Here is a 5,414-nt window from a genome sequence, read left to right as displayed (position 1 = left end):
GCTTTGAGCAGTACAAAGGCAAATGGATCGCTTATAGTCTAGGCAATTTCATATTTACAACGAATGATGTTTCAAAAACATGGGAAACGGTTATCTTGGAAGCCTCGTGCTCGAAAGACAAATCGTGCAATATTCATCTCGTACCTATTTTAAGCAAATTCGCACTCCCTACACCGATGAATTCGGAAGACAGCTCAAAGCTGTTCGAGAGATTAAGTAAAATTTCAATTGGTTCCAAGGTCGATTCGGAAGGTAATGTTAGCAAGAAATAATGTGAGGAGAAGACAACATGACGGATATTCGCAATATTTACTGTGTAGGACGCAATTACCGGGCACACGCAGCTGAGCTAGGGAATGATGTACCCGATCAACCGATGATATTCACGAAACCGACGCATGCTTTGGCTGGTATGAGTGGCGGGGATTTGACTCTGCCAGGCGATCAAGGCGAGATTCATTACGAAGCTGAATTGGTGCTGCATATCGCGAAGCCCTACCATGAAGGTATTCAGGTAGATGAGATCGTTGATAAGTATGCGCTTGGCATCGATTTTACGCTAAGAGACGTGCAGTCTGTTATTAAGAAAAAAGGCCAACCTTGGCTGCCAGCCAAAGGATTCCTGAAGTCAGCGCCACTTACTGATTTCCGTCCGTTTCCAGGGGCTTCCAAACTTACGGAGGCGAACTTCCAACTTCGCCAGAATGGACAAGTCGTTCAAGACGGCAACATCAGCAATATGATTTTCGATTTGCAAACAATCATCGATTACATAGCTAAGCATTACGGCCTCGGCGTAGGCGACATCATATATACGGGAACCCCCGAAGGAGTTGGACCTGTAAATAATGGCGATCGCTTGGAACTAGCATGGGGCGAAGAGGTATTTGGGGCAGTAACCATTCTCGTATAAAACAAAAAGGGCAGTCTCTTACGGTCATCGTTGACCTGAGAGATTTGCCCTTTTTATTGTACATCTGCTGAGTTCTCTAGTGCGCTATCAGCGTATTGTTCGCGTGCATGGAGGATCGCCGGTAGTTGTTCAAAAAATACATCAATGAGTTGAGGATCAAAATGTTCGCCTCGTTCTTCTGTTAACAGCTGCAAGATGCGGTCTAACTCCCATGCTTTTTTGTAGACACGCTCACTGCCAAGGGCATCGAAAACGTCTGCAATCGCGGTAATTCGTCCATAGATGTGAATTTCTTCACCTTTGATTCCTCTGGGATATCCACGACCATTCCATTTCTCGTGATRCTCATAGGCGACAACTGCTGCCGTTTTGAGGATATGACGATTGGAGTTTTTGAGCAGGTTATAACCGATTACGGTGTGATTTTGCATTAATTTGAACTCTTCATCCGTTAATTTGCCAGGCTTATTGAGCACACTGTCAGGAATAGCTACCTTCCCGATGTCATGCATAGGCGAAGCAATTTTGAGGAGCTCAGATTCTTCCTTACTCATGCCTAATCCACATGCAAGGATATAGGAATACTCGGCAACACGCTTGACGTGGTTCCCCGTTTCTTTGGACCGGCTCTCGCCAATCTCGCCCATTCGGAAAATAATTTCTTTCTGGGTTGCTTCGATCTCGTTGGTGAGCAGTGCCGATTCCAGAGATTTGCCCGCATAGGAGGAAGCAAGTGTTAAATATTCCATATCTTTATCGGAAAATTGCTGGCACTCCGTTAGTTTATTAATGGCTTGGTAAGCGCCCATAATTTCGCCTTGGCTGTTGCGGAAAGGAATAACCATCAAGGCTTTCGTGCGATAGCCTGTTTGCTGGTCCGTGTGCAGCGCGCCATTAAGCAAGTAGGTTTTATATTGTTCATTCGTATAGGCGTCATCAATAAATACAGCTTTATCATGCGTGACCGCATAACCGACAAGTCCAGCTGATTTTGGAATACGAATCTCATCGAGTCCATGAGCCACTTTGGACCAGAGCTCATCTTTGCTCGTATCCAGCAGCCAAACCGTGCAGCGATCAGAGACAATCATTTCCCGGCCCATATCCGCCATCAACATAAGGACGTTCTCGAGTACTCGTTCATTGGCAATTTTGGCTGCGTAATCAAAAATAACGCGGAGCATTTCTTGTGGATCCAAGTCTTTTTTTATCTGGGATCTAATGGTGATCTGGTCGTTATCCATGGCAGCCTCCTAGCTTCGGAAATTATCTTACCATATTATTCTCGTAAAAAGGTTAACTTCCTGCTAGCATGACTCGAGAAATGAGTGATTTTGTCGAAAAAAGTAGGGTTCATTCAGGATGATGCACATTACCGTGCTATGCTACAATAATAAGTGGAATTTGAGGTGTTTAAATGGAATGGATTTGGGGTTTAGCCGGCAGTCTGCTCATTGCAGGTGCAGCCTACTGGAGAGGGTCCCTCTCGGTATCGGGTTTGATTTCTGCGGTTGTTCTTGGGACCTTGATGTTTGTATTTGGAAGCTTAGCTTGGTTCGGAACGCTAATCGCTTTCTTTATCTCTTCGAGCGTGTTGTCGAAGCTTAAACATCAGCGTAAAGCCGCTGCGGAAAGCGGTTATGCCAAAGGCGGAAGGCGCGATGCCGGACAAGTTATGGCTAACGGCGGGTTGGGCTTAGTACTTTGTATAGGCAATGCGATATGGCCTGATCCTGTTTGGTGGGTGTTGTTCGTTGGCGTGATGTCAACTGTCACAGCGGATACGTGGGCAACAGAAATTGGCGGAATGAGCCCCTCAGCACCGAGGTCGATTCTGAGTGGGAAGCGTGTTCCAGCTGGGACATCAGGTGGTATTAGCACGATTGGCGTGTTAGCTTCTGTGGTGGGAGGAGCCTTCATTGGATGGCTCAGCGGTTGGTTCAGCAGCCTAGGTGATATGGGCTATGAAACAGTGGCAGTTCCTGTTTTAATCCTATTCGGCGCCATTTCAGGTTTGCTAGGTTCATTAGCTGATTCATGGTTAGGGGCAACATGGCAAGTGATGTATCAGTGTACGGTTTGCGGGAAAACAATTGAGAAGGAAGTCCATTGCGGTCAGAACGCGAAACAAATACGCGGCTTCCGCTTCATGACCAATGATCGGGTAAATGCTCTTTCCTCGCTGGTCGGCGGCGTAGTGTGCTACGTATTATTGCTAGTATCGACATAGCTTTGGAAAATGAAAAAAAAGTGCAGCAAAGGTATGAATTTTCGAATTCATTAAATTTGCTGCACTTTTTTACATTAGTGCACGGTCGGCGACGTCTCAGCTGCTGTGTCTCTCACGGGCTGCGCGGCTGGAGGCAGGACAGCGTCGTGAAGCTGTTTCTCCAAGTGTTTTACTTTACGATGCAGTTTGTACTGACGAACCATTCCGAAGAGACCGACAATCAGACCACCCAATAATGTGGAGGTTAAAATAACGAGAATGAGTGGCGTGGATGTTTGGGCGAATATGAAATTTACTTGCACCGCTTCGACATTCACAACCGCGAAAACGGCTGTAATGAGGGCGAATAGTAATGCGCAGATCAGAATCCATTGCATCTTCATCCAGCATTCATCCTTTCAATGGAGAAAAGGTTGAAGGCTTACGCCTCCAACCTCACTCATGCACTTACTTCGTAAGATCTTCCATCTGATCGAGCAAGGAGCTGAAGACGCTCATGGCTTGCTTGATCGGCTCCGGTGTCGACATGTCAACGCCGGCTTTCTTCAGAATGTTCAGCGAGTAGTCGCTGCCGCCGCTCTTCAGGAAGCCCAAGTAACGGTCAACAGCTGGTTGGCCTTCATCCAGAATTTGCTTGGCGAAGCTAGTTGCTGCCGAGAAGCCTGTTGCGTATTTGTAGACATAAAAGCTGTTATAGAAGTGAGGAATGCGTGCCCATTCCATCTCAATATCTTGATCCACGACCATGTCTTTACCATGGTACAGCTTATTCAAGCCATAGTAGATCTCGCTGAATTCTTGAGGTGTAAGCGACTCGCCTTGCTCCGATTTCTCATGTGTAATCATTTCGAACTCGGCGAACATCGTTTGACGGAAAACCGTAGTACGGAACTGATCCGCATAATAAGTCAGCAGATAGAGCTTCTCTTTTGGATCCGTCACGCGCTTCAATAAATAGTCCATGAGGAGTGCCTCGTTCAGGGTAGAAGCGACCTCTGCAAGGAAAATCGTATACTGCGCATAGCGGTATTCTTGATTTTCGTCAGACAAATAGGAATGGATGGCATGACCCATTTCATGCGTCAGGGTGAACATGCTGTTCAAATTGTCTTTGTGGTTCAGCAGCACATAAGGGTGTGTACCATAGGCACCCCAGCTGTATGCGCCATTACGCTTATTCTTGTTCTCATAAACGTCGATCCAATGGTTGTCGAAGCCGTCTTGAAGAATTTTCAAGTAATTTTCGCCAAGTGGAGCTAGGCTTTTCTTGATTTCTTCTTTGGCTTGCTGATAAGTGATATCCATTTTGAACTCTTCAACCAGTGGAGCAAAGAGGTCATACATATGTAATTCATCGACCTTCAGCAGCTTTTTACGGAGTTTCAAATAACGCTGCAGCTCTGGGAGAGAGTCGTGAATGGTGGAAATTAAGTTCGTGTATACTTCCTTCTTGATGTTGTCACCGAAAAGGGTGGATTCCAGAACGGAAGGATAGTGACGTGCTTTGGCATAAAAAATGTTTTTATTAATATGCTTCTGACGAATCATTTCTTCTAGTGTGTCTTTATAAAAAGATAAAGAGGGATCGTTCACCAATTGTTGCAGCTTTTCATCAGATAAACTCAAAATTTCCGGCGAAATGAAGGAAAGAGCTTCGCCCACTTCGACACTGATTTTTTTCGATTTATCGGATAAGGCCTGGTAAGTAGGCTCTGCTGTATCTTCATGATGTTTCATGTTGGCATACACATACAGTCTTTCTGTCTTCAGAGAGACCTCATCTTCCAACTGGAAACATTGCTTAACGGCAGCTGCATCGTTAAGTTTTCCTTGGAAGGCGCTGATTTTGCTGATGGAGCCTTTAACATCTTGAAATTCTTTTTCCCAAGCCTTCGCATCGGCAAATAAATCTTCCAGATTCCAACGGTGCTCGGCAGGTACTTGTTTGCGTTCCAATAGTTGAGCCATGGGAGCCCTCCTGTCCTTGTTTTGAGTTTGGGGTAAACGGTTTTCCTTCGCATGCAAATCGGCTGCTGGGACAGAGCTGAGCAGAAGTCCCATTGCCGCTGTTACATAGATCCAGCGCATTACGGTCACGCTCCCGGCATATTCCCATGTGGGGGATTCTTGAACTAAACCCACTTCATGGTTTTCACCTAGTATGACCGTTAACCCACTCATTTATGATTATAAGAAAAAGCTGGAAGGAAGTAAATTTACTTTCCGGCGCCAAAGAAGCTGATCAAGATAAGTACAAACGAAAACGAGACC

5 protein-coding genes and 1 pseudogene are annotated in these 5,414 nt (G+C 45.7%); 3 read left to right on the top strand and 3 right to left on the bottom strand.

Annotated features, from left to right (window positions below; all coding sequences use genetic code 11):
• Nucleotides 1-272: pseudogene (locus AC1DUA_RS23080) on the top strand (CapA family protein); the annotation flags it as partial.
• A 17-nt stretch (nucleotides 273-289) separates the two neighbouring features.
• Nucleotides 290-913 carry a fumarylacetoacetate hydrolase family protein gene (locus tag AC1DUA_RS23075; RefSeq protein WP_477501997.1) on the top strand — a complete coding sequence of 208 codons (624 nt, stop codon included), beginning with the start codon at nucleotides 290-292 and terminating at the stop codon, nucleotides 911-913.
• 53 nt (nucleotides 914-966) lie between these two features.
• Here the strand turns inward: AC1DUA_RS23075 and AC1DUA_RS23070 are convergent, their stop codons facing one another.
• On the bottom strand, nucleotides 967-2,157 hold the full coding sequence (locus AC1DUA_RS23070) for an HD domain-containing phosphohydrolase (RefSeq protein WP_477501996.1): 1,191 nt from the start codon (nucleotides 2,155-2,157) through the stop codon (nucleotides 967-969).
• A 173-nt stretch (nucleotides 2,158-2,330) separates the two neighbouring features.
• Between AC1DUA_RS23070 and AC1DUA_RS23065 the strand changes: the two genes are divergently transcribed.
• Nucleotides 2,331-3,143 (top strand): DUF92 domain-containing protein, encoded by an 813-nt coding sequence (locus AC1DUA_RS23065; RefSeq protein WP_477501995.1) that lies wholly within the window; start codon nucleotides 2,331-2,333, stop codon nucleotides 3,141-3,143.
• A gap of 74 nt (nucleotides 3,144-3,217) precedes the next feature.
• Here the strand turns inward: AC1DUA_RS23065 and AC1DUA_RS23060 are convergent, their stop codons facing one another.
• Together AC1DUA_RS23060 and AC1DUA_RS23055 are read right to left on the bottom strand one after the other, a co-directional pair.
• Entirely contained in the window at nucleotides 3,218-3,526 is a 309-nt protein-coding gene (locus AC1DUA_RS23060) for a LapA family protein (protein WP_477501994.1), read from the bottom strand.
• Between the two features lie 64 nt (nucleotides 3,527-3,590).
• Complete coding sequence (locus tag AC1DUA_RS23055) at nucleotides 3,591-5,111, bottom strand: M3 family oligoendopeptidase (protein WP_477501993.1); 1,521 nt, start codon at nucleotides 5,109-5,111, stop codon at nucleotides 3,591-3,593.
• Nucleotides 5,112-5,414 lie beyond the last annotated feature (303 nt).

Source organism: Paenibacillus sp. 01T422, from assembly GCF_056398785.1.
This window is presented reverse-complemented; position numbering and strand designations above follow the sequence as displayed.